This window comes from Bradyrhizobium shewense (assembly GCF_900094605.1).
Lineage (GTDB): Bacteria > Pseudomonadota > Alphaproteobacteria > Rhizobiales > Xanthobacteraceae > Bradyrhizobium > Bradyrhizobium shewense.
Window position 1 is genome coordinate 87,879 of the sequence record NZ_FMAI01000015.1, and the last position, 23,584, is coordinate 111,462.

At 58.9% G+C, this 23,584-nt stretch carries 24 protein-coding genes; 14 read left to right on the forward strand and 10 right to left on the reverse strand.

The window, feature by feature from the left end; genetic code table 11:
• The first annotated feature begins 362 nt into the window (after positions 1-362).
• On the forward strand, positions 363-3,467 hold the full coding sequence (locus GA0061098_RS26335) for a DEAD/DEAH box helicase (protein ID WP_091963698.1): 3,105 nt from the start codon (positions 363-365) through the stop codon (positions 3,465-3,467).
• 1,197 nt (positions 3,468-4,664) lie between these two features.
• A complete protein-coding gene (locus tag GA0061098_RS26345) occupies positions 4,665-5,333 on the forward strand; it encodes a hypothetical protein (RefSeq protein ID WP_165637611.1) in 669 nt (222 codons plus the stop codon).
• 62 nt (positions 5,334-5,395) lie between these two features.
• Here the strand turns inward: GA0061098_RS26345 and GA0061098_RS26350 are convergent, their stop codons facing one another.
• A complete protein-coding gene (locus GA0061098_RS26350; RefSeq protein ID WP_028144537.1) occupies positions 5,396-5,638 on the reverse strand; it encodes a hypothetical protein in 243 nt (80 codons plus the stop codon).
• Positions 5,639-5,848: 210 nt separating this feature from the next.
• Here GA0061098_RS26350 and GA0061098_RS26355 point away from each other — a divergent pair, with 210 nt between their 5' ends.
• A complete protein-coding gene (locus tag GA0061098_RS26355) occupies positions 5,849-6,061 on the forward strand; it encodes a hypothetical protein (RefSeq protein ID WP_091963429.1) in 213 nt (70 codons plus the stop codon).
• A 51-nt stretch (positions 6,062-6,112) separates the two neighbouring features.
• Here GA0061098_RS26355 and GA0061098_RS45170 read toward each other — a convergent pair whose 3' ends face one another.
• Together GA0061098_RS45170 and GA0061098_RS26360 are read right to left on the reverse strand one after the other, a co-directional pair.
• Positions 6,113-6,283: a hypothetical protein gene (locus GA0061098_RS45170; protein ID WP_165637612.1), complete on the reverse strand. Its 171-nt coding sequence runs from the start codon at positions 6,281-6,283 to the stop codon at positions 6,113-6,115.
• 155 nt (positions 6,284-6,438) lie between these two features.
• Positions 6,439-6,633 (reverse strand): hypothetical protein, encoded by a 195-nt coding sequence (locus GA0061098_RS26360; protein WP_208610680.1) that lies wholly within the window; start codon positions 6,631-6,633, stop codon positions 6,439-6,441.
• Positions 6,634-7,022: 389 nt separating this feature from the next.
• Here GA0061098_RS26360 and GA0061098_RS44015 point away from each other — a divergent pair, with 389 nt between their 5' ends.
• Positions 7,023-7,262: a hypothetical protein gene (locus GA0061098_RS44015; protein WP_129590934.1), complete on the forward strand. Its 240-nt coding sequence runs from the start codon at positions 7,023-7,025 to the stop codon at positions 7,260-7,262.
• A gap of 879 nt (positions 7,263-8,141) precedes the next feature.
• Here the strand turns inward: GA0061098_RS44015 and GA0061098_RS26365 are convergent.
• The 3 genes from GA0061098_RS26365 to GA0061098_RS26370 are packed head-to-tail and all read right to left on the reverse strand — an operon-like array spanning position 8,142 to position 11,654.
• Positions 8,142-10,046 (reverse strand): S8 family peptidase, encoded by a 1,905-nt coding sequence (locus GA0061098_RS26365; protein WP_208610681.1) that lies wholly within the window; start codon positions 10,044-10,046, stop codon positions 8,142-8,144.
• Positions 10,043-10,669: a hypothetical protein gene (locus tag GA0061098_RS45670; protein ID WP_208610684.1), complete on the reverse strand. Its 627-nt coding sequence runs from the start codon at positions 10,667-10,669 to the stop codon at positions 10,043-10,045. Before GA0061098_RS45670 ends, GA0061098_RS26365 begins: the two co-directional genes overlap by 4 nt.
• Complete coding sequence (locus GA0061098_RS26370; protein ID WP_091963432.1) at positions 10,572-11,654, reverse strand: AAA family ATPase; 1,083 nt, start codon at positions 11,652-11,654, stop codon at positions 10,572-10,574. Before GA0061098_RS26370 ends, GA0061098_RS45670 begins: the two co-directional genes overlap by 98 nt.
• Before the next feature lie 775 nt (positions 11,655-12,429).
• On the opposite strand from GA0061098_RS26370, the gene GA0061098_RS26375 reads away from it, so the two are divergent.
• From GA0061098_RS26375 to GA0061098_RS26385, 3 genes are all read left to right on the forward strand, one after another.
• Entirely contained in the window at positions 12,430-13,743 is a 1,314-nt protein-coding gene (locus GA0061098_RS26375; RefSeq protein ID WP_091963435.1) for a tyrosine-type recombinase/integrase, read from the forward strand.
• A 384-nt stretch (positions 13,744-14,127) separates the two neighbouring features.
• Positions 14,128-14,403, forward strand: coding sequence for a hypothetical protein (locus GA0061098_RS44020; protein WP_129590935.1), 276 nt, complete (start codon positions 14,128-14,130; stop codon positions 14,401-14,403).
• Between the two features lie 119 nt (positions 14,404-14,522).
• A complete protein-coding gene (locus tag GA0061098_RS26385; protein WP_091963441.1) occupies positions 14,523-15,494 on the forward strand; it encodes a hypothetical protein in 972 nt (323 codons plus the stop codon).
• Here the strand turns inward: GA0061098_RS26385 and GA0061098_RS47270 are convergent.
• From GA0061098_RS47270 to GA0061098_RS44025, 3 genes are all read right to left on the reverse strand, one after another.
• Complete coding sequence (locus GA0061098_RS47270) at positions 15,475-15,873, reverse strand: DUF2934 domain-containing protein (RefSeq protein ID WP_347337540.1); 399 nt, start codon at positions 15,871-15,873, stop codon at positions 15,475-15,477. The genes GA0061098_RS26385 and GA0061098_RS47270 overlap by 20 nt on opposite strands.
• Positions 15,782-16,024, reverse strand: a complete 243-nt coding sequence (locus GA0061098_RS26395) for a DUF6894 family protein (protein ID WP_091963444.1) — start codon at positions 16,022-16,024, stop codon at positions 15,782-15,784. Before GA0061098_RS26395 ends, GA0061098_RS47270 begins: the two co-directional genes overlap by 92 nt.
• 351 nt (positions 16,025-16,375) lie before the next feature.
• Positions 16,376-16,651 (reverse strand): hypothetical protein, encoded by a 276-nt coding sequence (locus GA0061098_RS44025; RefSeq protein WP_129590936.1) that lies wholly within the window; start codon positions 16,649-16,651, stop codon positions 16,376-16,378.
• Between the two features lie 51 nt (positions 16,652-16,702).
• Between GA0061098_RS44025 and GA0061098_RS26405 the strand changes: the two genes are divergently transcribed.
• The 5 genes from GA0061098_RS26405 to GA0061098_RS26425 all read left to right on the forward strand — a co-directional run bounded on the left by GA0061098_RS26405 (position 16,703) and on the right by GA0061098_RS26425 (position 20,604).
• Positions 16,703-17,146, forward strand: a complete 444-nt coding sequence (locus GA0061098_RS26405; RefSeq protein ID WP_129590937.1) for a hypothetical protein — start codon at positions 16,703-16,705, stop codon at positions 17,144-17,146.
• 320 nt (positions 17,147-17,466) lie between these two features.
• The gene (locus tag GA0061098_RS44030) at positions 17,467-17,829 is read left to right on the forward strand and encodes a hypothetical protein (protein WP_129590938.1); all 363 of its coding nucleotides are present in this window, start codon (positions 17,467-17,469) and stop codon (positions 17,827-17,829) included.
• Positions 17,826-19,388 (forward strand): terminase large subunit, encoded by a 1,563-nt coding sequence (locus GA0061098_RS26415; protein ID WP_208610682.1) that lies wholly within the window; start codon positions 17,826-17,828, stop codon positions 19,386-19,388. The genes GA0061098_RS44030 and GA0061098_RS26415 overlap by 4 nt, the downstream gene beginning before the upstream one ends.
• A complete protein-coding gene (locus tag GA0061098_RS26420; RefSeq protein ID WP_091963458.1) occupies positions 19,385-19,717 on the forward strand; it encodes a hypothetical protein in 333 nt (110 codons plus the stop codon). Before GA0061098_RS26415 ends, GA0061098_RS26420 begins: the two co-directional genes overlap by 4 nt.
• 50 nt (positions 19,718-19,767) lie before the next feature.
• Complete coding sequence (locus GA0061098_RS26425; protein WP_129590939.1) at positions 19,768-20,604, forward strand: hypothetical protein; 837 nt, start codon at positions 19,768-19,770, stop codon at positions 20,602-20,604.
• Positions 20,605-20,769: 165 nt separating this feature from the next.
• Here GA0061098_RS26425 and GA0061098_RS26430 read toward each other — a convergent pair whose 3' ends face one another.
• Entirely contained in the window at positions 20,770-21,573 is an 804-nt protein-coding gene (locus tag GA0061098_RS26430; RefSeq protein WP_091963464.1) for a hypothetical protein, read from the reverse strand.
• Between the two features lie 289 nt (positions 21,574-21,862).
• On the opposite strand from GA0061098_RS26430, the gene GA0061098_RS26435 reads away from it, so the two are divergent.
• Together GA0061098_RS26435 and GA0061098_RS26440 are read left to right on the forward strand one after the other, a co-directional pair.
• Positions 21,863-23,101, forward strand: a complete 1,239-nt coding sequence (locus GA0061098_RS26435) for a nucleotidyltransferase domain-containing protein (RefSeq protein WP_245323607.1) — start codon at positions 21,863-21,865, stop codon at positions 23,099-23,101.
• Positions 23,098-23,580, forward strand: a complete 483-nt coding sequence (locus GA0061098_RS26440; RefSeq protein ID WP_091963470.1) for a type II CBASS E2 protein — start codon at positions 23,098-23,100, stop codon at positions 23,578-23,580. The genes GA0061098_RS26435 and GA0061098_RS26440 overlap by 4 nt, the downstream gene beginning before the upstream one ends.
• The last annotated feature ends 4 nt before the right edge of the window (positions 23,581-23,584 follow it).

Consider the following 23,584-nt stretch of genomic DNA (forward strand, 5'->3'; position numbering starts at 1 on the left):
TTCCGGCCCGAGCTCGATCAACAGCCAAATTGTCGGGATCGCGGCGCCGCGCCGAACGTTGCCACCAGGCGTGCGTTCACCGGGCAAATCCCATATGCATGGCGAGAAGTCGCCGAATCGGAATGAGGGCGGCTGGCGTTCAGTTGACGACGGCTTACGACCAGAAACGGATTCAAGTGAGGCTTACCAAAAAGGCGCGGGTGGCCAAGACGCCGCCGAAGAAGGCGTCACCGAACAAGACGTCACCGAACAAGACAACGGCGAACAAGACGTCGCCACGCAAGGCGCTGCCAAACAAGACGTCGTCAAGGAAGAGCAAAGAGGCGCAGCGCACTGCGATCTCGTCCTCGTCGCCGCTCGGCGTGCTGGCGCTCCATCTGCTTGCCCAATGGACGCAGTCCGGACGCAGCGGCATCGTTTTTCTCGCCGAGAGCGAGAACAGGGCGGAGCGGCTCGGCAGTGTCATTCACGCGCTCGACCCGTCGTGCGAGGTCCTGGTGTTTCCGCGATTGAACACCTTGCCGTTCGATCAGCTCGAGCCGTCGCACGAACTCGCAGGGCGCAGAGCCTCTGTCCTGAGGCGCCTCGCGAAATCCAAGAAGCCGCTGTTTCTGGTCTCGACGGCGGAAGCCGTGATGGAGCGATTGCCGCCGCCGGCGAGCCTGTCGCGTCTGAGCGTGAGCCTGAAGGTGGGCGGCACATTCTCCGAACAGGATCTCGAGACGCACCTCGAAGCGCTCGGATACGACCTCGACGACGAGCCGGATTATCCGGGTGGGGCGCTGTTTCACGGCCAGACCTTCGAGATATTTCCAGCCGGGGCGCTGGGGCCGTTCCGGATCGAGCATTCGGATCGCGCGATCAGGCGGATCGTGGCGTTCGACCCGAACGAGCACAGGATCATCTTCGAGACCGAGGAGCTTGTCGTCGATCCCATGTCGGAGCGGCTTGGCCTTGCCGGCAAGCGCGGCAAGCGCGCGAGCCTGTTCGACTATTGCGGACGCGCCAAATGGATCGCCGATGCGGGCGTGCCGGTGCATGCCGACGGCTGGTTTGACACGATCGAGGAGGCCGCGCCGCGTGCGGAGCGTGAGCGCGAATATCTCGGACGGCGCGACTGGAAGCAGCTCTCACGGGGGATGAAGGTGTTGCCGCGCGCATCGTCCTTCCAGACCATCCCGGAGTTTTCGAAGCTGACATCCTCCAGGAAGGCGCTGCGTGCTTTCGTCGAGGAGACGCGCCGGGCCGGATCGCGACTGATCCTCGCCGCAGCGCATGAGGACGATCTGCGCGTGATGGAGCGGATGAGCGGCCTCAAGGCGCAGCGTTGCGAAGATTGGGACGACGCGGCGCGCGGGCGCAGCGGCGAGGCGGCGCTGCTGGCCGATCTCGATGCAGGCTTCGTCATGCCGGGGAAGAAGCCTCTCGTTGTCGTGACCGCGTCCGACGTGCTCGGCAGCCGAGCGCATCATCCGCAGCCGATGGCGCGCGCCTGGAGCGCGGCGTTTGACCATGCCGATGTGCCCGAGCAGGGGACGGTGGTCGTCCATCTCCAGCGCGGCCTCGGCGTGCTCGACGGCCTGCAGACCGTGAACACCGGCGGCGGCGCAATGCGGGAGATGATCCGCCTGAAGTTCGCCGGCGACAATGCGGTGCTGGTACCGCCGCCCGATCTAGCCCTGATGTGGCCCTACGCGGCCGAGCTCGGCAAGCTTTCGCTCGACAAGGCGGACGGCAGCACGTGGTGGGCCCGCCGCGGTGAGGCCGAGCGCGAAATCCAGGTGGCAGGCAAGGCGCTGGCCAAGCACATCAGCCAGCGCCGCAAGCGGCGCGGCGACAAGCTGGTTCCGCCGGGATCGGCCTACGAGAAGTTCGTCGCGCGTTTCCCTTACTTCACGACGACCGACCAGGCCAAGGCGATCGCCGACGTGCTGGACGATCTCGCCTCCGGCCACCCGATGGATCGGGTGATCTGCGGCGACGTCGGCTTTGGCAAGACCGAGGTGGCGCTGCGTGCGGCGGCCGCCGTCGTGCTGTCGGGCAAGCAGGTCGCGATCGCGGTGCCGACGACAGTGCTGGCACGGCAGCACGTCGCAACGTTCCAGAAGCGCTTTGCACCGTTCGGCATCGAGGTGGGAAATCTGTCGCGGGCGACCTCGGGCGCGGAGCTGCGCGAGACCAAGGAGGGACTGCGCAGCGGCCGGATCAAGGTCGTGATCGGCACGCAGGCGCTCGGTGGCAAGGACGTCAAGTTTGACGATCTCGGCCTCGTCATCATCGACGAGGAGCAGCATTTTGGCGCGGCCGAGAAGGCCAAGCTCTCCGGCCTCGCCAAGAACGTCCATGTGCTGATGATGAGCGCGACGCCGATCCCGCGCACGCTTGCCGCGGGCCTGGCCGGCTTCCGCGATCTGAGCGTGATCGCTTCGCCCCCGGTGCACCGGCTGCCGGTCGCAACCCGGATCGCGCCGTTGTCGGACGCGGCGATTGCCTCCGCGTTGCTGCGCGAGCAGCGCCGCCACGGCCAGAGTTTCCTGATCTGTCCGCGCATCCAGGATCTCGATCCCATGCTGGCGCGGGTGCAGGCGGTGGCGCCTGACTTAAGCATTGTCTGCCTGCACGGGAGACTAGCGGCCGACGAGATCGACGACCGCATGATGAGTTTCGTCGAGGGCAGGGCCGACGTGCTGCTCGCGACCAACATCGTCGAGAGCGGCCTCGACATTCCCCGTGCCAACACCATCGTGGTCTGCTGGCCGGAGAAGTTCGGCCTCGCCCAGCTGCACCAGCTGCGCGGGCGCGTCGGCCGCGGCGGCATCCGCGCCTTCGCCCATCTGTTGACCGAGACGCAGTCCGGACAATCCGAGAAGCGGTTGGCCGTGCTCGAAGAGTTCAGCCGGCCCGGCGCGGGCTTTGCCATCAGCGAGCGCGACCTCGATCTGCGAGGCGCCGGCGACCTGTTTTCGGAGCAGCAATCCGGCCACGTCCAGGTGTTCGGGCCCGTGCTCTACAGCCACCTCCTGAAGATGGCTTCTGAGAAGCTCGATGAGGGGCAGGCGGTGTGGGTGCCTGACCTGAACCTGCCGGTCGCGGACATGCTGCCCGAGACCTATGTGCAGTCCGAGCCGGTGCGGCTCGAACTCTATGCGCGCGCCGCAAGATGCACGGACGAGGACGACCTCGAAGACCTCGAGGAGGAAACCTCCCGCCGCTTCGGCCCGCAGCCGAAGGTCGCGCGCGACTTCTTCGCTGCAGCAAGGCTGAGGCTCGAGTGCAAGCGCAGAGGTATCATCCGCCTCGACGTTGGCCCCGAGGCTGCGGCCGCGACGTTCCTGCCCGGGCGCCTGCGGAAGTCGAAGGGACGGTCGTTGCAACGCGATGGCGATCGCGTGGTCCATCATGCCAAGATGCAGGACGCGCCGTTCGAGCGGGTCGAGGAGCTGCTCGAACTGCTGGACGAGGGGTGAGGGCTCGCGCGTTCGTCAGCGCGAACAACTGCGAATTCGTAGCGGAGTCCCTGTTCCACCATTATAGTTAATTGGGGCGTGGCGAAGGAGATTGTCCGATGTCACATGCCATTCCTTCGATTATTGTCGCGATTGTCGCAAGCTCGTGTCTGTTGGCCCTGGTGCAAGCAGGCGGCGCAAATGCCGGGTCGGCAGGGGCGGGCATGGGAACGGCGCCGGGTGGCGCTGGCGGCTCGGCGCCCTCTGGAATGGGGACGAGTGCGGGCAATGCAGGTCCTTCCGCACCCGCGGGGATGGGGACGAAGGACACTGCCCCCGGCGGAGATCTGGGCACCAACAGCCAACCGACCAATCCGAACGTTCAGCCCGCCACGCCCGCGAGGTCGCGGGCGGCAGCTCAGGCCGCGAGAAATGCCGGGGCTGGTCACGCTCAAAATGGCCTGCCGATCGGCGCGATTGGGAGCGGCACGAGCAACGAGGATCAAAAGGCCACTGGTTCGGCGTCCTCCCAAAACAGATTACGGCCGGCAACACAGGCTCAGGGAAACACCGGCGTTGGCTCGGATGTTCAGTCAGGGAGAGGCTCGAGCCTTTCAGACCAGCGAGCCGCACGAGCTGGAGACAAGGTGCTCGATGCCAAGGCCCAGGTCGAGCGGCGAACGACTGTGTCGCGCAAACGCGCTACGAGCCCGATCGGACGAGGTTTGTAATCTGCGAGCGGATGGAGGAGCTGTTCGGAGTGCTGGATGAGGGGGAGAGCGCATCAAAATGCGAAAACAACCCCATGCACAGTAGCTAAGTGCTGCTGGCACAAGGTGTTTTGAATCCGGCGGCACCGCTGGTCGCAACCATTTTGCGCGCGCGCCTCGTCCTTCGAGACGACCGCTTCGCGGTCTCCTCAGGATGAGGCTCAGCTGCACCGGTGCTCGCAAAAAACGAGTGCCGCGTACCCGGTCCTCATCCTGAGAGCCCGCCAAGGGCGGGCGTGTCGAAGGATGGCCGCAGGCGTCATCGCTGCCATATGCGACCGCCCCGTAATCGGCGGGGGGCGCCGCGCCCCTCCGCCGGCCGTGCCGCTAACGTGGAATTAATCCAAAATGCTCACAATTCTAGACAGTTGTGTAAGGGTGCTGCGTACAAGGGGTCGTCGCGAGGACGGTTCAGGGGCGGCTTCCTGTTGCTCGCTCACTGGGGTCAATGCAAATGACCGCGACTTTCGAAACGACAAGCTTCGCTGAAGAGCTCGACGCTGCAGCCCTTGCAGCTGCCGCAGCGGAGCAGGAACCCGCGGTCCAGGAAACCTCAGTTCCGATCAAGCAGTCCAGCCGGAAATCGGTCCTGGCCCTGTCGGTGTGCGCCCTGGCCATCAACGGCGCGGCGGCGATCTACACGTCGCCGTCCGATTTTCGGTCGCTGAACGTCGGCAGCCTGGCGGAACTGCTTCCGCGCCTGGAAGCGTCCGTGCCGAAACCCGATCCGGTCGTCGCGGCCTTGAAGGACATTCAGGCGGCCCAGCAGCAACACACCGCGTTGCTGCAACAGACCAATCAGGCAACGGACCAGAACTCGGTTTTGCTGCAGCAGGATTCAATGGTGCTGTTGTCGCTGCGGCAGAGCATCACAGACGAACGGGTCGACGTGCGGAAGATCTCCTCGCAGCTATCCACGCTGATGGCGAAGATCGATGCGCTGCAAAATGCGATGACGTCGGACGTCACCTCGTCCATTCGAAGAGCGCATGCGCGCTACGGACTGTCCGCCGCGATGCGCAAGCGGATGGTTCGCGAAGCACAGCCCCTGGGTCCCGTTTCGGTCGGAGGCGCTCCGCTGACGGTGCCGGCTGCGACGGCCGCTCCGGAAAGCTGACGACCGCAACTTCCGGATTGACCGAGGTTGCCCCGGGATTGGCCGTCAGGTCTGACAGTCCGTCACTTCGCGGCGTGGTCGATCTTGTGCTGCAGATGCCCGGTGTCGTGATCGCGACGCAACTGGCTCAGCGACGTCTCGTTCAGCTGAAGCAGGACCTCGCTGAGCTCAGTCGTATCGGGATAGCCGGCCGCAAAACCCCTTCCGTAAATCTTGCGCAACGTGCCGACCAGCGTGTTGCCGTGCTTCTTGCCGATCGCGCCATCCTTGTCGCGGTGGCGGCCATCCAGGCCGTGTTCCTTCATGGTTCGCTCCTGTGCGGCGTCTTGAGCGCCTTGAGAGAGCCTGCTCCCAAACGAGTTGACTGGCAATGGCATGGCGCGCGGCAGTTGCGAGCTGCCTGCACCAGCGCAGGTGCCCGCGCTTCTCTCCTGCTTGTGAAGCCGCAATCGGTTGTGGTGAGCCGATCGGCGCATCAGATGACAGCGGGCGATTGCTCGATTGGAGTTGCTGCGATGCGCGCTCTGCTTGCCATGGGTCTGTTGCTGGCGCTGTGCACCTCCGCAAATGCCGCGCCGGTGCATCACCCTCGCGCACGCCAGCCTGCGGTGGACCGGCCCCGCGCGAATGCTGGTCCGCCGGCGCGCTTTGCCGTCCCTGGCTGGAGCGACGATGCAACGCTGCGCTGGCTGAACAACGCCTCGTCAAACGTCGGCCGAGGCGGATAGCCGCGGAACGGGCGCTGATGATGGTTCGAATGGCCCGGAAGGGCGGGGCGGCTAGGCGGCCTGCTCTTCAAACGAAGTGTAGACCCGGCCGGAGGGATCAACGACCTGAACGTCCCAGCACCCGTCCTCTGTAAGCTCTTTGGCTTTCTTAAGGGCGGCGGCGAGTGACAGCCGCTTGAGACTGACGATGCCCGCCGTGTCGAAACCGTTGATTTCAAACATGCCGTTCCTCCGGTTTTGGTGAATCCTACACGTTTCCGGCGGGTTGTCAGCGGGTTTTTGGAATCGGGCTGGGCGAGCGGCAAGCTCGGAAAATCTCGCAGCATCGGCAGGCGCAGCCTTCCGCAGGCACGTCTTTCAATAAGCGGCGCGCCTTTCTAGGGCCGAGACGCGGCAGTCGCGGTCTTTCGCTCAAGCATGGCCATTTCAACTTGGTCAGCCAGGACCGTGAGGTGGCTTGCAAGCCGGTCGAACACTTCGCGCTTGCCTGGATCGGTTGCCAAATCGCGGATCAGGGCGCATTCGGCCGCATCTTTCCGAAGTTTCTCGATCTGGGCCAGATAGTCCTTCATTGGGCAATTGCTCCGTTCCCCGCAAATGGAACGGTACAGGCAATGTACGAAAGCGAACAGAAATGATCGCCGCTTTTTCCTAGTCTACGGTGGCTTTGGCCTTCCCCAAAAAAGGTCACAAGCACCTCCAGCGGCCCCGGCCTCCCCACCCCAGAAGCCCCCCACGGCCGGGGCCGTCACTGGCGATAGCCCGACCGATCGATCATATCCCGTGAAGTTGATCTTCTCCGCGTTCGCGATATGGGGACGCTCGGCCATTTTGAGGTGCACGCCGCTGCGACTATGGCGCGGCATTTTCAATAGGAACTGTCCCTTCGCCACCGCATTTCCGACTTGCATGGTTTTCCCGGTTGTCTCGGTCGGTCTTCGAGTAGCCCAGGGGGCGTACAATGGGCACTGGTGATCACACCGCTGTGCTGAAACAGCGTTTCGACGAGCTTGCTTCCGGGCTTTCCGAGTTAGAGAATTTGCGCTCCCGCGTGATCGCGGCCGAGCAAATGCAAAAGATGCGTAGCGCCGATCGCAAACCGGCCGCACCAATCCACCGGACAGCTAAACTCAAATCATCGTCGGCAAAATCCGATCGGCCAAAGAGGCGCCTCGCGCGGCCGCCCAGCGTCGGGCAATGATCTCGACGCTAGGCTTCCGGCAATGCCAATGCCGGCTAGACTTTGGCAACCGTCATCAGCATTCGAGCGTGGCCGAAATACTCAACTAGTGAACTACGCGAAGAAAATAGTAGCCGACGCCGCCGATGACGAGCACCGTAGGGACGGCCCAGAGTATGAATACCGGCATGTCTACCTCCTTCAGTTACCTCCGGTAGCGGGATAACTTGGCAGAGATGGTGCCGTTCCCGCCTCCCAAGCCGGGGATAATCTTCGCGTTGCACACGCGTTGCACTGCTTGAGCTTCGGGAGATTCAGATTAGCGCGTTGAGCACTTGCGAAACCCATCGCAGGCAAGTCGGTCGGTCACTTCGCGGGCTTTTGAGGATTGCTCTGATAATCGATCGCGGATCGCAGCGGAGTGATCGCAACGAGTGATGGGTTTCGCAAGAGCTCAAACCGACTTACGCGCCGAGTGCTATGCCAGCGGAATGGTGTCGACGCGCAGACAGGGGCGGCACTGGAAAGCATGGACTGCAGGCAGATTGAGGATGGCGGGAAGCGTGGCCAAAAACGTCATCGGCTGTCCGCACTTGGAGCAGATCAGAACGGGCGGGCTGTCTTTCGCTACGCAAACCATCGCCAAAATGCCTGGAGGGATACGGCACAATAGGCGGATGCTGCGGGGAGTTCATCTCGGGGCGACTACTGGGGTTTATCGGAATTTGGCACGCTTTTGCGACAAGGTGAGCCGCACGGCGATCGGCAACATCTTCATCAGGGGGACTATGACATCATCTTTGAGGACCCATCGTCGCCGCGAACAGGGCGGCATCGACGGGTTCTCCCAGAAGGCCCCACAGACCTTCTTGTCGCGGGGTGTAGACAAGTCAGTTGTTCCTATCGCGGACGAACCGCCACAGCCGGTGCGATGCGTGCTCTTGCTTGATCGTAGATTTCAACAACACCGGGCATCGTGACCGTGACCGCTAGCCCAAAAGGCACCGATTCATCGATATTGGCTCCGCGATCGGGTTCGCGTTGAACGATGAATTCAACTGACGAGGTTGCGGTCAAAACTGGCGCTCTTTCTCCATCCCAGCGGCGGGAATACACAGTACCTTTACCTGCCTGATTGGTGTCTGGTTGAATTTTGCTCGGGTCGACACGGAACCCGCCTAGTTCGTCGGAAGCGAGCAGTGACAGTTTAACTGACCGATACGATTGTCGACCGGGGAGAACTGGCGTGAACCAAGCGAGCGTCGCCTGTATGGCGTGCGGTCGAGCCTTCCCGCCCATGCAAGCAGGCAAGGGAACGGTGATCGAACGACGTTTCTCGGAGCCCAACGTACCCGTTGTCCAGAAGGTCGCTCGATCGGAAGCGCAATAAACTGCGTCTTCTGCGCTGACAATTCCGAAACCCAAGAAGCGCCGAATATTATCTTTTTGACGTACGTGCTGCTTGGGATCGGGAGGGCCGAGCACGTTTTTGATGAGTGATGCGCTGTCCGTCGGCCAAGTCGCTGTATGGATGAGAAGCGCCTTGATGACGACCGCGCGCTGGTGAAGCGTCAAAGACAGGAATTGCTCGCCGTACTCTTCTTCCAACGCATCGTGGATTCTGTGAGCGGTACGCGACGCTAAGGCCGCCGCTGCGCTCGTTCCGCAGGTGTAATGCTCCCAGTTAGTTACACCGCCATTCGGCGGCGCAGCCACCTTCAGCCCATGCGGGCGCCCTCCAGCTGTTGGCCGCACGGAAAGTCCTGCTCCGCTAGCAACCATTGTCAGATGCTCGCGCGAGCCCGGCATCAGAATGTCCGGCTTTACGCTGTTCGCGAAGCCGGGGCCCAGGCCACTTGATGGATTTGCCGTGAGCATCGGATGGAACGGGTCAACTTTGCCCGCCGCGCCGCGTCGCCGATCTATTGAAGTAACCGCGTCAATATTGGCCGCGCCGACAGTAACTCCGTTGACGGTCTCTGAAGGAGATAGCAGCCTCCGATAAGGGATGAGCTGCGAAAGAGCTGTGAGCGTTTGTGTGGCCCGCTGCGGTTGAGAAGTAGCTTCGTAGTCCGCCATCGTCATATGGGGCGGCACGTCAAACTGCTGCGGATGATTGCCAGCGCTTACGCAGAAGAGAATTCCATATCGGTGAGAGAGCCTATCCAGTAGCCGTGCCCACGGCGATAGCTTACCTTGAAACGGTTTTCGTGCATTCCCAAGTGATAAGTTGACGATTAGGACTGATGAAGCGGTCGGGTCGGCGTCACGGCGCATCGCTGTGACGGCTTGGTATATGAGGTCGACGACCAATCGATCTTCGGGAAATTGATCGCCGGCTCCTAGGACGGGAACGACGTGCAAACGGCGTGTTAACGATGGTTCAGCAAGGTTACGATCGCCATGGGCAATCAGAGAAGCCATCGCCGTTCCATGGACTCTGTCGGCGACTAGAGCGCCTGGCTCAAGGCCAAACTGATCATCAACGTTGAGGCGATTACGGAGCAGAGGGTGCTGAGCAACCGGAACGCCGTCGAGTATGGCTAAAATGGGCTCGCCATTAGCTGGCGTCGGCTCGCGGTCAACAGGTGGCTGCGCGGCATCTTGCGCTGGTTCAGGCAGTACGATGCTTTGCGGTCGCACGTGCATTACTGCGTCCATGCCGCTAATGCCGTGCTCTGATCGCTCCGCAATCTGGCGAACAGCGGATACGGGCAATCGAGCTAAAATCGCATGATAGGCAATGTCCGAGATGCGGCATTTTGAAACCATAGTACCGCCAGATGCTCCGATGGCATCGATCACGGCTTGCTCAGCCCGAGTCGCCAGTTCTTCGGGAGCACAAGCTCGATCTCGATGATTAGGTTCGCGTCATCGCTTGTTCCTTCGATTTCTTCTAATAGGATGACCTGATCGCCGTCCTGAACGCGATCGCCCGGCCCCCAGGTTCTTATCTCGCGAAGCGTTGCGAAGACGTCCCGCCACGGTGTAAACCCAGTGCCTAACTCTCGTTTGGTTGACCACCGTGTCCACAGCGACAAAATATTCGCTAACGCCTCAGCATCCGGAACCAGGAGATAGGCTTCAGGAGTGTCGTCCTCAGCGTCACCTTCAAGCTCTTCCTCGTCGATCAATTCGAGGCCCGGCACTTTACGAATTGCGTTGGCAAAATTCGCTACGGCGCCTCTGACTTCAAAAACGAGTAGGCGCTCGGGGGCAAGTGCGGAAGGATCCGCGCGAAGCGTGAGGCCTAACGGATCACGACCGAGCACCTCCTCCAGGCGTCGAAAGCGCGGCCCGAAGGCTGCGTTCTGAGCGGCGACAGAATACTTAGTCGGCCTCGGAATTTTTAGCGGCTTGCCTCTTGGCCTTGCGGTTTGATTGCTTGGCGTCAGCTGCAGCAATGGTTTGGTTGAATCGCCCGCCATAAATGTTCTCTGGTTTCACTCTCGATGACCAATTCTCGAGTTCAGCGGTTATCGCCGAGTTGATGGAAACCTCACCGAGGCCGAGAATTTGCCTGCGTCGAACGTTCTGACAGAAGTCGAGCACTTCAGCATACGATGTCGCATCAATCTTCCTCGCCAATTCCTCGGCCGTCAGCGACGGTCGGTCCGGCCAACTAACGAAAATTCGTTCGATGAAATGTGCGATCTCCGCAATCTGCGGCGCTGGAAATGAAAGTTTCAGCTGGAAGCGGCGCCACACTGCACGATCAAGCAATTCGGCATGGTTGGTGGCGGCAATGGCGACGACGTAGCTTGGGAGCTTGTCGATCTGCATCAACAAAAATGAGACAACCCGCTTTATTTCGCCGGTTTCGTGGTCGTCACCACGCTCCTTTCCGATCGCGTCAAACTCATCGAAGAAAAGAACGCAGGGCTGAGTACGTGCGTAATCGAACAGCGCACGAAGGCGCGCGTTCGTTTCGCCTAGATAGCTTCCAACTAGCGCGTCGTATCGGACGACGAAGAACGGCAATGCAAGACCTTCAGCGATCGCCTCTGCGAAGGAAGTCTTGCCGTTGCCAGGTGGACCAGACAGAAGAATGCGATGTCGCGGCTCATATCCACTTGCTCGGAGCACGTCAGCGCGCACGTGCTCCTCAATCAATTGAAGGCCTTCCGCCCTAGCAGGCAAGGGCAGGACCAATTCATCGAGAGATATACGTGGTGTGACTTCGAGGATCGTATCCCGCCCAGCCACGGTAGTCTGGCGTTGAGACGATGACGTTGCCAAGCTGGGCGGAGTAACGGCAACCGTTTGCAACGCGCGTTCCAGCCGATCAGCATACGCGTGATGGCTTTTGGCGCGCTCGTCAGCGACGATCGCCTCGACGGTAGAGCGCAGCATGGGCTTATCGCCGGCAATGCCCGCGCGCACCAGGGAGACTAGGAGATCGCTCTTGGCCATAATGGACAACCTATACGGATATTTTAGCGTCTCGACACTGCTACGAAAGGCGCCTCGTTGTGAACAACTGCGCTCCGCTTATGCTCCCTCTGTCTGCCAGCATCGTTGAAGCGAATTAAGATATTGAGAACGCGAGCGAATACCCATCTGGCAGTTTCTCGGAACGGCTATGTTGGGCCGTCGATCGTCGACCGACCTTCGTCCGTCCTTGCGGCAAGGCGATCCGTTCACCCCAATGCTGAGCCGAATCGTGAGCGAAGCTGACCTCGTCATTGTCCTTTGTGCCAGCTGCCCCGCAATCGCGTCGTGATGCCAGCCCTGGCTTTCGTTAAGCACGGTCCGACGCCGTCGATCGAAAGCACCTTCGGATTTTGATTAGTGTTGCCGATGGCCTTTGCTGTCCGGTTGGCGGATCCGCTTGGCGCGTCTCCCTCGATCTCTTTCATCCGACTGCAGAGCCATTTTACCAGAAGAAGAAAGTGGCTCTCTCGAAGGTCGTCCCATATGAAACTCGTGGGACGCATCACTTAGGGCGCAACCCATAACTCGCTGATATGCTTGTTGCTTTGGTGAGCGCGCTGGGGCTCGAACCCAGGACCCCGTGATTAAAAGTCCTATCGCGTATCGATGAAGGTCGATGATCAGCGATGATTGCTGGAACCAAATCCTTCACCTTATCAAGCCCTTAGATTACGATCTTGAGGATTAGGACCGAACGTCGGTGATCGTCCAGACGTCGCGAAAACCTAATCTCAGACCTAATCTCAGGGGCCGCATGCTCGATCCACAAAGCCCATCTCCCGCGAAACGGGATCGTTCCGGCGAAGCCGATCGGCATCGTTTGTTCACCGAGATCAGCATTGCGAAGCTCAGGCTGAGGCCGGGCGAGAAACAGGTCGCGTTTCGTGACAAAAAGAAGCAAGGGCTGATCTTGCGTATCAACGGCACTGGCCGGAAGTCCTGGCTCGTGTCCTTCTATGACAAATCGCGCGGCACGATGCGGACGGAAAAGCTGGGTGAGTTCCGGCCCGGCTCGTCCGATCACGTCAGCCTCAAGGCCGCTCGGGACGCAGCAGACAATTTCAGGGCGAACAGGACGACCATCCTCGCTGAGCGCACGAAAAATGCCGCAGCCCGTTCGGATACGTTTGAAGTTGCCGCCGAACGGTATCTGAAACGATATGTGGACGGTAAAAGACGATCAGGGCCTCAAATTCGCAAAATGGTCGAGAAAATTTATCCTGTTTGGGGAAAGAAGCCCTTTGAGTCGATCAAGAGGTCTGATGTTTCCAGTCTCCTCGACGACATTGAGGAGACGCGCGGGCCAAGAGCCGCAGACGTTACACTGGCCACATTGCGCCGGATGATGTCGAAATATGCCGTAGGCCATGACGACTATTCCTCTCCCATCCGAGAGGGCATGGCCCGCATCGAGAGCCCTTCCGAGCGGGCACGGGATCGCATCCTCTCGGACGAGGAAATCCGGGCCTTGTTCAGAGCGTGTGAGGGGCAGGGCGTGTTCGGCAATCTTGCCAAGATGCTCCTCCTGACGGCCCAACGTCGGATCAAAGTCGCCACCATGAGCTGGGATGATCTTTCGGGAGACGTCTGGACGATTGCGACGGAAGAACGGGAGAAGGGGAACGCTGCGCGTCTAAAGCTCCCCAAGTTGGCCATCGCAATCATTGAGGCCCAGCTAGAGACTCGGACGAACAATTATGTGTTTCCGGCCTCGTTCAAAACGAAGAGAACCGATCCGACGAGGCACCATGGGAGTTTTAGTGCGTTCGGAGACGGCAAGGCCGCGTTAGACAAAGCAATGGCCGACATTATGCCCAACATTCCTCATTGGACTCTGCACGATTTGCGAAGGACCGCGCGATCCTTGATGTCCCGCGCGAAAGTCCGTCCGGACATTGCAGAGCGCGTCCTGGGGCACGCAATTCCCGGCGTCCAAGGCGTCTACGACCGGCATGCGTACGATCTGGAGCGGGCTCAAGCCCTCACGACACTAGCAGCCTTGATCGGACGCATTCTGGAGGCGAAGGCCGGAAACGTGGTCCCCCTCATATGTACGACACGATCATAGCACGGCGGGGCGGGTTCCTGAGCCGTTCGATCCCGGCCGTAGGGGAGATGATCCCCCGCGTCTAGCCAGCCGCCCCATATCGCGCCCAGCTAACGATCTGCTTCCAAAAAAGTTTTCTGGCCGTCTCTCGAATGCGGAATTTCCTGATTTTTCAATTCTCTACCGCAAAATCGGCAAATCTGCCACCATCGTTTATTCCCGATATCTTCGCATTGTCAGGGCTTTAGCCTGTTGATCGCGTCGAATAGTTCAATCACACTGATAATCGCCTGATCACGCCGACAATGGCATCTAATCGCCCTCGGACGATCTCGCTGTACTGCAATGTGCATCGATTGCGTTGCGTCTCTCCGACGCGCGGTGCGGTAGCTATTGGATGTCGTCATGAAAAATTCGAGAAGGATTGTCCGCGAAAGGCTGGGCCGACGCGGTCCCAATAGGCCCAGACCAATCACCGAGGAGCGCGAGCTGATCACGCGCAAGGAAGCTGCCGCGATCCTCGGATGTCACGTCGATACCGTGAAGAAGCTCGAAAATCATCGTGGCGGGCCGCTCGAAGTTAAACGGCTGCATCCTGCTGCTCGCAGTGTGTACTACCGCCTTGCCGATGTCATGACGATAGCTGCCCCTCGCAGCCCCGCAAACGCGCGCGCGCAATAGAAAAGCCAAAGGCCCCGCACTGTGCCAGCAGCGCGAGGCCATTCGTTTGCGCAATGAAATCACGAACCCAAGCCATCGAAAGCTCATGCTCATGAACGAGCGATCAAGAAAGATCGTCGATGTCAGACATTCTATCACAGATAGTGCTTAGGAACAATGCCCTCAAGATCGGACTTGCAGCTCCATACGTTGACACGATCGAAGTGTCGTCAACGCGCAAATTTCATCCTGCCTTCATCCGCGCGATCAAGGCCAACAGCGGGAGTGCCTTTCCGAAGAGAAAGAAGGATCGGAAAAATCCCGAGCTGGTTTGGCGACACATACTGATCATCAATCAGCCGTCACGCTTCTGCATCGAACTATTGCAGCTGTATGCTCAGATCGATCGCAATCTCTCGCTCTATCGACTTCATATCGCATTCGATCTGATCCAGCTCTATACCGGATGTACGTACGACGGAGCCGTCGAAGTGCTGAAGAACTTGCTGCACCTCCGGCATCGGAGGCATTCGGACTGGATATACGAATACGGGGGCACAACGTATTCGATCTATATCTCACGCCGCAAATCTCGGCCTTATCGCAATCTCTGCGTCTACAACACAAAACCGTCGAGCATCACGGGGGAGGACAATGCTATTCATGTCGAGATCAGGCTGGAACGAAAGCGCTCGGTCCAAGCTGCGGGCATATTCGAGCCGATCGACGTCCTGAGCATCAAGCCCGAACAGATTTTCACGCAATACTGCGTCGTCAAAGATCATCGAGCAAAATTGGAGGAGATCACACTGCGCGGAATTACATCAACGTGCGAAAACTATGCTGATGATGCCCCGTCCTACATTGAAATGCGCGTCCGCGCACTAAGCAGACGGATTGGGCTACATCACGTCTCTGTCTACGCGAAGCATTATCCGGATCGTTTTGATCGTCTGGAAAAATGGGATTGCTTAGATTTCGAGAGGGACCTGAATTGGGCCTCTGCTGATGTTGCATGCGATGATGCAGTGCGGGAATTGCGTTCTTTGTTACCCCCTCCTAGGAAAATCAAGCCTGCGATACGTCCATCCATTATTCGGGAGAGATTGTAGGTTCGCCCCTGTCCATCAATTCGCGCTCGGCTTGGAGCCAAAATTCCACATCGCGTCCTTCAGGCCGACCAGCTTCCTCCCACAATTGCTGAGCTCTCGCGTGGATTTGCCCGCGTCGGTCCCTCGATAGAAGCTCCTGTAGCTTGTGCCCGATTTCCTCCGCGAACGCCGTCAGCAGCTGGGACGTGGTCACATCAGTAACGCGAGAGGCCAGACGCCTCGCCATCTCTCTTTTGTGTCTCAGCTCCTCGAAGTGTTCCATGTGCCCTCGTTGAATGACGAGGAAGTCAATTTGGTCGCTGATGCTTCTGCAGTTCCCATTGAAGACGTGCAGTCGCCACCGGGCCCTTCGCAGTGCGGACCTCGATCGTGAGCACATGAGAGGCTGCGGCCAGCACCTTGTCGCGGGCCATGTCAGCTAGGGATCGTGCAGCCTCGGCCTCGGCGGCCTGATCATCCGCCAGTTCTAAGCCCTCTTCGTCAACAACCAGTGTCCGGCCGTCTCGGATATCGAAAAAGTAACGTTGCATGCCAAGAAATGCGCCCGCTTAACTATCGTTCCCAAGGCTAATGATCGGCCCCACGATAAGCCGGTATACCGGGACCCAAGCGGAGTTCCACGTTTCGAGCGTCGCACCACAGATGGAGCATTCAAAGCTCGCGATCTCCCGACACGGAGCCATGGCCTCCGTCCGGCGATAGACGGCGCCACACCGGCAGGACCTGTGATCCATCCGACTCATGATGCAACAGTATGCGCTTGAGCCCGTTTCGCGGCCAGCCGGAAAGCTGGGGTCCGTGGGCGATTTTTGAAAGGACAGGGGATGGATCATTCTCGGAGGAAGGGAAAGCCGCCCCACAGCCCGCCAAGGAGCGGAAAATCAACGGCTGACACGCGAACGAGCAAAGCCCAATCCGACGCCTGCCGAAATGGCTGAGGACCATGGGATAACCACGGTCCTAGCTACGTCAGTAGCTTTCAAAGCGAACATTTCAGCCGAGACAAGGATATAGCCCAGCTCGAACGCAGCCAGTTGTCCCAGAATTACAGCCAAAACGAATATGGCAGCCCAGGCCCATCGGCTGCTTGTTCTGGTCGCGAGACCGTACGCGATCCAGCCCGCAATGACCGCCTTAGATAATTCCAGCCAAATCATCCCTGCTCTCCAGCCCCAGTCGGCTGAGAGCTTACCGAAGAGGAGCCTAAAATGGGAGGACGTGACGACGAGGGACTTTATGACTTCGCAGGCAAGGGAGCCAAACGACGACGACAGCATGGGGAGGTGGGCTTGAGGAGATCGACATTCAAGCCCATCGATCCAGCCCGAAAGAAGAGCCAGCTATCAAAGCAGCCCACAAAGGGCACGGCTGGCCCGAACGACAATCCGAACGACATCAAGGAAATCATACGTCGCCTCGTCATCGATCATGTCGATATCAAGCCTGCGGAGATACGAGATGCATTGCAACGCGAGGGATACTTCGTCTCGCTCACTACAATCGCCAATTTGAGGAGAGACATGCGCGAGGTCCTGCGGCTACTTCAAAAGCCCGATCTGGCTCTCGTCGATCCGGATGATCTTTCGCGACGGAGACGCAAGCGTGATCGCCTTTATATCCGAACCACGACGTCGAAAAGCAATATTGAATGACGTCCAAATCGGCACGCAGACCCGCACTCGTATCCTGATCTTATTTGTTCCGCGATCCGTCCGGATGCTGATTTGAGACGAGTGAGCGCAGTTCTCATGACTCGTTATCACGTTGTGGCTTTCGCCCGCGCAGTAAAACAGGCGATTTGGGCATCCCCCTTGCAACGAGATCAGGTCTGAGATTACGTTTCGTGCCCAAAATCGATGCAAGCGCGCGACGTGGGAACGTGCGTCTTTGCGGGCACGGGACGAGCAGATTGCACGGGACTCTGAAGCACAGTGTGAGACGTAATCGATCGGCTGTTTCTTCCGGCCGAAGGATGTTTGCTGAACGCGTCCCGGCAGACTCCCCGCGCGGACGTCGTTTCGTCGATCTTGTCAATCGATACACCGACGATTGCGGAGGAGCCGATCGTGTCTCCGAAGCAACGCGAAATCACATCCGACGTATCGCGTTCCTGCAATGTGTGCTCGAGGATGCGGAAGCTGATTACGTCAAGACGGGCTCGACCACGTTGGATGAGCGTCTCGAATACCAACGGCTCAGCAACACCCAATCTCGGCTGATGAAAAAGATCGGCTTGTTCAACGCGTCCCCTGATCGGGATGGCGACGAGCACGACGATCCTCTTGCGTATGCTGAACGCGGGGGCTCGCGTCTACACAGGGAACGGCTTGAATGAAGCAGAGGCTGGTGCGGGAACGTCTGGATGCCAGACCCGCACCACGCCTCAAGCCTCAACCAAGATCAAATCGTCTCACACTCCTAGACGCGATCGCGGACCCCAAGCTCTTCAAGCCCTTCTTTAAAAATCCAGCATCATGGATCGCGTGGCGTGCATTCATCGCAGCCGCGTTCGGTCTGCCCATGTCTGGCGAGGAACTCGTGATCTACCGGGCTTGCACGGGACGGAAGGATGCTCCGACACAGCAAATGCGGGAGCTTGTGCTCGTCATCGGGCGTCGAGGAGGTAAGTCCCGCATCCTCGCATTGATTGCAGTCTGGCTGGCCTGCTTCCACGATTATCGCCAGTACCTCGACGAAGGGGAGCTCGGCGTCGTCCAGGTTCTCGCAGCAGATAAAGAGCAGGCCCGCGTAATCCTCCGGTACGTGAAGGGCTTTATCAAGAAGGTCCCTATGCTCGCGCGGATGATCGAGCGAGACACCAACGTTGGGCTTGAATTGTCCAATTCGATCTCAATCGAGATCACCACCTCGTCATATCGCGCAGTCCGGGGCCGCACCGTTGTTGCAGCCCTCTGCGATGAAATTGCGTTCTGGCAATCGGACGACTCGGCCAATCCGGACGCCGAGGTCGTCAATGCGATCAAGCCCGGAATGGCAACGATCCCGACGTCTATGCTGTTGCTGGCTTCCAGCCCGTACGCCCGACGGGGCGTCTTGTACAACATGCATCGGCAATACCACGGGAAGGACGATCCTCGTGTCTTAAGCTGGCAGGCTGCCACTGACGTCATGAACCCCGAGATTGATCCTGCGTTTCTGGCCCAAGCCTTCGAGGACGATGCTGTCTCGGCTTCTGCCGAATATGGAGCTCAATTCCGCTCCGACGTCGAAGCTTTCATTGCACGTGAAGCCGTTGAAGCCGTCACCTCGGACGAGCGGGAACGGCCTTATATGCCGGAATTCAAGTATCGCGCATTCGCGGATGCGGCGGGCGGATCGGGCTCGGACAGCTTCACATTGGCCATTGGTCACGTGGAAAAGGGCACATCCGTCCTCGATGTCATCCGAGAGGCCAAGCCTCCGTTCTCACCGGAGACGATCGTTGAGCAGTATTCAACCCTCCTGAAATCGTATGGCATCGCGAATCTGTCCGGAGACCGTTACGCCGGCGAATGGGCCCGGGAGAAATTCCTGGGGCACGGGATCACATTCGAGCACTCCGCGAAACCGAAAAGCGCGATCTATTCGGAATTCCTGCCCCTGATGATGTCGAAGAAATGCGATCTCCTCGATAGTCAGCGGCTGATCAACCAACTCTGCGGGCTTGAGAGACGCACGGCCCGATCCGGAAAAGACAGCATTGATCATGCCCCCAACGGTCACGACGACGTAGCCAACGCGGTCGCGGGCGTCCTCACGTCCATGGGCATCCGCAAATACAAATATATCGCCGACCTTTCTTGGGTTTCGACCGTCGGCGACAAACTCGATCCCGTGCAGAGCCGTAGTGCTCAGATGCTCAGCAACATTCTAACCTTAAGAGGCATACGATGACTAAGGACTCTATTCTTTACGACAGGAACGGCAAACGCGTTCGTCGCCTCGACGGCGTTATCGCGGACGGCGACCGGCTAGTCGTTGGTATGCGCCTGATGGATGCCGCACCAGCATCACCATCCGTCGTCACCCTGCGTGACGCGGAAGGTGACTCACCTCCGGCACAAGAGGAATTAGACGCCGCCTATCAGGCCCGTTGCTCCCGGATGGAGGATGCCTGGCGTCATCCTGATCAGGAAACCACGGAGAAGCAAGCTCGCTTGGCGTCGGTGGATGACGCGATCGAGCAGAGAAACCGACGTCTAGAGAACGCTTGGAAGAGCTAGCAACAAGCCTGCCGCGTCTCGGCGCGGTGGGCCTAAACAGGAGGGGCCATATGGCTGACGGATCGAAACTACCAAAAGCAGCCCAGCTCAAAATCCTCCGATTGGAGGACGCGGAGCAGCAGGCACAGACGCTGATCTCATCCACGGTTCGCAGGATTGGCGAGCTGGAACGGATCATCATGAACAATCCAGACGGGGACAGGGGCGATGCTGTCCGGGAGGAGATTGCGTTACTTCGCGAGAGGAAAGACGAGCATACCGATCGGCATCGCTCATGCTGCGATGTGAACGCGGCAATCCGTCGATACCTCGGAATGCTCCCGGCCAACGCAGTCTTGTCAGACGCAAAAAACATCAAGGTTCGTCCTAGAGGAGGCGAGAGCTTCGTCGCAGCCGTCGACCGCGTCCGACGTGACATCGCGAACCTTGTTTCCGAACGATTTCAGGTTCAGCAGTGCGGGCTCCCGGTCGAGGAAATCCGCGCGAAGGCTCGGGATTGGATTGCCCGTCATGCACAGACGGCGCGACCGCGCATCACCGCGACACATAATGAGTTTGCGATCAGCTTCGAAGTCTACGACGAAAATGCATCGGTTCCGATGCCCGACATAGCTGCGATCATGGCGTTTCTATATCCGGAGAAGCTGACGAAACGGATCGATGAAGCCATTGAGCAAATGCCCAAGCCAAGACTCAGCTTGTCGGCAGAGCAGAAGGGCAAACGGCTCCGAGAGATCAAAGACCTGCTTTACGAGCGGGAGACCGAGGAAGAGGCCCTGATCTCATTGGCCGAAGAACAGGGACAGACGATTGATCGACGTCCGACAGCTGATCCGAGGGCGATACTCGGCCTTGTCGTCGACCGAAACAGGGCAACAGCCGCATGACGAGTTTCCCTCCCGTTAGCTGCATCCGGGAGGGCATAGTGCTGGCCTAAATTTGATCCCGTCCGGGGCCAGCAGCGGGCCACTGCGCAGGTGTCCGCGTAGAGAAAACAGCGCAGAGCCTGGGGTCAGAATTGACCTTCGCTGACGCGCCAGGCAGGCCCGTCGTCATTCCGAAGCTTCCCGGCACCCGGAGAGACGACGGGCCTTGTTCACTTTGTCACCTGGAAGACGCTCGCGCACACCAGGTTTTTCACGTCGCGAGAAGCGATATTGTTCGATTGCTTGATGGACACAACTCCATTGCTGGGCCGAGTCTCGGGCTGCGTTGGACATCTGTTCAAGAGTGCCATCAGAGAGGGACTGCAAGGTGTTGCCGGCATCCCTGATAATTGCGGAGCGACTTATGATTGGGCGAGAGGCTTCATCAATGAATTGGATGGCCCAAATGCGTGCGTTTTGGGCAGGATCAGACTCGCCGTCGTTTGTGCCTTCGTCGATTTGGCGCCGAAATTTAGCGACGGGCCAGTTCTTCCTGGCTGCTAGGTGCAGCCAACGTTTTTGTTGATCAGGCTCTAGCATCGCAACCACTTCATGGTGACTAAAACTCAAAGCCTCATTTCGTAATGAGGTTGGCACCTTGCGGGCGACCCGCCCGTAATTCATTAGAGTCCCCGTCGCATATGGAAGGCCCTTTGCCTTTGCCACTCGCTCGCCATAGGCGTGATGTCCGTATGCCCACCAATCGCCGAGCGCCCACTGAATACCCTTCTCAATTGCCATCAGCTTTCGGCCAACATTGGTCCACTGATCAACATCAAGCTTTTCGGGCAAGTACAGGCCCGTTGCGGACAGTTCGGTGCCATGAGGAAGCTCGGTGTCCATTCGGTGCGCAGACCTCTGCAGGGCTGTCCACGGTGTGTCGCTAACCTCTCGTTCGTAGCGGATGATTGGACTCAATCGCGCGATCATGCTGGCCTCCCGTCAAAGAACAGACAGGATCAAACATCGAGGAGGCACCAAAAAGGGGGCAGTTCCCGCGATCATCGCTAATCACCGATTTTGCAACTGCGAAATAGTCGCGTGCATTCGGGAGTAGCTCCAGTTTAACGCGAATCACCTATTAGTGGCCAGAAATCCTTGGAAAGAGTCAAGATATTGCGGAAAAAAGAATCTGTTTGAACAAATCTTGCTGGAACTCTCCCCGCTACCTACTTGGAACAAATATCGAACCCAGTAGGTCTGGAGATTTCAATTGAACGTGTTGCACCCTGGGCCTTGGCCCACCATTGCGGAATATGACGCCCTCTTGATGGACATCGCTCGTCGCATTCAGCTGACGAGGACGAAGCACGAGACGGCCGAAAGAAATTTTGGCGCGCTTTGCAATCATGTCGACCGCAAAGGCAGTCCACTCGAAGATTGCGTGATTGAATGCTACCCCAGCGGGAGCTTCGCCACCGGCACGGCTATCGCTTCTCGTGTCAAAAAGGCACAGCATGATGTCGACGTTGTGATGGAGCTTAAGGTCGATCCCACTACGTCGCCCCAACGTATCCTCCAGCTTCTCTTCGAAGCGATCAATGGCGAGCCGGGCAGCAGCTATCATGGGATGGTCACTCTCAACAGTCGTTGCGTGACCGTCAAATATGCTGATGGGACCACCGTCGATCTCATGCCGATCGCCCGCATCAACGGACCAGATCGGGCCGGGCATCTTTTCCACCACAAGAAAGAGACTGGTGAGAGCTATCACAAGAAGGTCAATCCGTGGGGGTTTGCCACACACTTCAACAATCACGTTGATTTCGACCCGGCGTTCCATGATCTGTTCGAGGGAAGGCGGCTGCTCGTCGAGGGTAAAATCGTCGAGAAGGCTGACACGCAGCCCATGCCGGACCACGTGCCTATCGAGGAGAAATCCGCCCGCGTCGTGGCGTTGCAGCTCATCAAGCGTGCGAGGGATATCGCTTACCGATCATCTAGTCGCAATGGCCTCCGCAAGCCTCCCTCTGTCGTGCTGGCCGCGATGGCACTGGGAGCCGGACCGGTGAAGCCGAGTTTGTTGGACGAAGTCATTGGCATCGCGACGCACATCAGATTGCGGTTGACTGAGACGAACGGCGTGCGGGGCACTGTTCAAGTACTGAACCCGGCTTACCCGCTGGACGAGTTCACCGATCGATGGCCCGAAAACAAGACCGCCCAAGACTTGTTAGACGGCGACCTCCGTCGTCTGATCGTCAATTTGCACAAGCTGCGAAACGATAATCTCAGCCTCGAAGAGAAGCGCGATCTCCTCAAGCAGTTGTTTGGTGAGACGGCCGCGACGTACGCTATTGAAAGCAGCCTCGATGCCTCTCGGCGTGAGATGGAGGCTAACAAGCTGCGAATGGGCAACAACGGGAAGGTGTTTAGTGCAGCCGCTCCCGCTGTCTTGGCGACTTCCACCGCAGCTCGCTCGGCGACACGCGAGGGAGGAGGAGCCCTCTCGGAATGAAGTCTATCCCGGAACAGATCGAGGCGATGGCATCGCAGTGGCCTGATTTCAAGGTGATAGAGCACGACTCATCACATGTGGAATGGCAGGGCATTTTAGCCCCAGACAAGCGCGAACATCTGGTTCGCGTCAGGCATCGAATTCCGATGGTGCTGGAGAACATTTCGTTGCGAGATGCGCAGCCGCGCGTTCAAGTTCTGAAGCCCCTTCTTGAGCGTCATCTAGACTATGAGGAGGGGCCTATACCGCACGTCTACGCTAGTAAGGTCGAACCCTCTTTGCCGTACTTGTGCCTATTCAGTCCCAGCATGCGCGAATGGAGTATGAACGACCTTATCGCGCACACGACGATATTCTGGGCTGCCGAGTGGCTCTATTTCTACGAGGGCTGGCTGGTCACCAAGAAATGGCGTGGTGGTGGCCGGCACATAGGTCCAGACGACGAGGAAAAGCGGCTTGAGCCAAGCGAGGCGGTCTAGCGGA

What these genes read in the sequence shown, in the direction of transcription:
- GA0061098_RS44020 (WP_129590935.1), top strand. Translation starts at nt 14,128, where the DNA reads ATGAAAAATTCGAGAAGGATTGTCCGCGAAAGGCTGGGCCGACGCGGT.
- GA0061098_RS26420 (WP_091963458.1), top strand. Translation starts at nt 19,385, where the DNA reads ATGACTAAGGACTCTATTCTTTACGACAGGAACGGCAAACGCGTTCGT.
- GA0061098_RS44030 (WP_129590938.1), top strand. Translation starts at nt 17,467, where the DNA reads ATGTTTGCTGAACGCGTCCCGGCAGACTCCCCGCGCGGACGTCGTTTC.
- GA0061098_RS26430 (WP_091963464.1), bottom strand. Translation starts at nt 21,573, where the DNA reads ATGATCGCGCGATTGAGTCCAATCATCCGCTACGAACGAGAGGTTAGC.
- GA0061098_RS26385 (WP_091963441.1), top strand. Translation starts at nt 14,523, where the DNA reads ATGTCAGACATTCTATCACAGATAGTGCTTAGGAACAATGCCCTCAAG.
- GA0061098_RS26395 (WP_091963444.1), bottom strand. Translation starts at nt 16,024, where the DNA reads ATGCAACGTTACTTTTTCGATATCCGAGACGGCCGGACACTGGTTGTT.
- GA0061098_RS45670 (WP_208610684.1), bottom strand. Translation starts at nt 10,669, where the DNA reads ATGGCGGGCGATTCAACCAAACCATTGCTGCAGCTGACGCCAAGCAAT.
- GA0061098_RS44025 (WP_129590936.1), bottom strand. Translation starts at nt 16,651, where the DNA reads ATGATTTGGCTGGAATTATCTAAGGCGGTCATTGCGGGCTGGATCGCG.
- GA0061098_RS26350 (WP_028144537.1), bottom strand. Translation starts at nt 5,638, where the DNA reads ATGAAGGAACACGGCCTGGATGGCCGCCACCGCGACAAGGATGGCGCG.
- GA0061098_RS26405 (WP_129590937.1), top strand. Translation starts at nt 16,703, where the DNA reads ATGGGAGGACGTGACGACGAGGGACTTTATGACTTCGCAGGCAAGGGA.
- GA0061098_RS26360 (WP_208610680.1), bottom strand. Translation starts at nt 6,633, where the DNA reads ATGAAGGACTATCTGGCCCAGATCGAGAAACTTCGGAAAGATGCGGCC.
- GA0061098_RS26370 (WP_091963432.1), bottom strand. Translation starts at nt 11,654, where the DNA reads ATGGCCAAGAGCGATCTCCTAGTCTCCCTGGTGCGCGCGGGCATTGCC.
- GA0061098_RS26440 (WP_091963470.1), top strand. Translation starts at nt 23,098, where the DNA reads ATGAAGTCTATCCCGGAACAGATCGAGGCGATGGCATCGCAGTGGCCT.
- GA0061098_RS26355 (WP_091963429.1), top strand. Translation starts at nt 5,849, where the DNA reads ATGCGCGCTCTGCTTGCCATGGGTCTGTTGCTGGCGCTGTGCACCTCC.
- GA0061098_RS45170 (WP_165637612.1), bottom strand. Translation starts at nt 6,283, where the DNA reads ATGTTTGAAATCAACGGTTTCGACACGGCGGGCATCGTCAGTCTCAAG.
- GA0061098_RS26425 (WP_129590939.1), top strand. Translation starts at nt 19,768, where the DNA reads ATGGCTGACGGATCGAAACTACCAAAAGCAGCCCAGCTCAAAATCCTC.
- GA0061098_RS26345 (WP_165637611.1), top strand. Translation starts at nt 4,665, where the DNA reads ATGCAAATGACCGCGACTTTCGAAACGACAAGCTTCGCTGAAGAGCTC.
- GA0061098_RS26375 (WP_091963435.1), top strand. Translation starts at nt 12,430, where the DNA reads ATGCTCGATCCACAAAGCCCATCTCCCGCGAAACGGGATCGTTCCGGC.
- GA0061098_RS47270 (WP_347337540.1), bottom strand. Translation starts at nt 15,873, where the DNA reads ATGTGCTCACGATCGAGGTCCGCACTGCGAAGGGCCCGGTGGCGACTG.
- GA0061098_RS44015 (WP_129590934.1), top strand. Translation starts at nt 7,023, where the DNA reads ATGGGCACTGGTGATCACACCGCTGTGCTGAAACAGCGTTTCGACGAG.
- GA0061098_RS26415 (WP_208610682.1), top strand. Translation starts at nt 17,826, where the DNA reads ATGAAGCAGAGGCTGGTGCGGGAACGTCTGGATGCCAGACCCGCACCA.